The sequence below is a fragment of the Limnospira sp. PMC 1279.21 genome (assembly GCF_032349615.1).
In the GTDB taxonomy this organism is placed as follows: domain Bacteria; phylum Cyanobacteriota; class Cyanobacteriia; order Cyanobacteriales; family Microcoleaceae; genus Limnospira; species Limnospira fusiformis.
Map to the genome: position 1 here is coordinate 1 of NZ_JARPLU010000472.1, position 718 is coordinate 718.

The 718-nt window shown below is 45.1% G+C and carries 1 pseudogene; it reads right to left on the reverse strand.

Going from position 1 to position 718, the window contains the following annotated elements:
- Positions 1-62: 62 nt before the first annotated feature.
- Positions 63-197, reverse strand: a pseudogene (locus P5683_RS25495) (MerR family DNA-binding transcriptional regulator); the annotation flags it as partial.
- Positions 198-718: the final 521 nt, after the last annotated feature.

The following is a 718-nucleotide window of genomic DNA, read 5'->3' on the forward strand; positions in this document are numbered from 1 at the left end:
CTACTAACTCTGGCATAGATAACGACTTTGCGTTTGTCACTGCCTGATATGGCAGTATATCACTCAACGTTGTATCGTCGTTGCCCAGCGGGGGTTCTGATGGTCTCGATTGAGCCATTGTCGTCCCATCTGCGGAGTGTTCTTTCATGGACTCCAAGGATTTGGGCGGCTTCCTTGGGTTTGACATATCTGGCAATAGGTTTATCCTCAACCCTTCTCGCTTATTATACCCTATTGCCCTAAAATATTAACCTAATTTGAGATTAAATCATGCTCTCCAACAGCTTACCGCCTAGGGGGGACGTGCGATCGCTTATTTTTCAACACAGTCTTTCTAGGGTCCTTCCAACCGACAAGATATCCAGGTCAAGACACCTCGGAATAATTCACGGTTATTTTAGGCTAATTTAACCCCCAAATAATTACCTGTAGGGTGCGTCAAACCTGGCAGATATGGAGGTGAAGACACCTCCCCATAATTGACGCACCATCTTAACTGTATCGCCTGCTGTTAACTACGGAGATTCATAGAGACTTAAGCTGAGGCATATTGTTTACTAATTTCTCGCAAAAATTTAGTCAAACTATTCTGCTCTGATACATATACATTAGTTACTAATCCGCCTACGCATCCGCCACAGCGAGCTGATTAGTCCTAAGTTGGGAGGAACTCGGCGTAGCGGCGAACGAATGTTTGATTCTCTGCGACCCGGAGAAT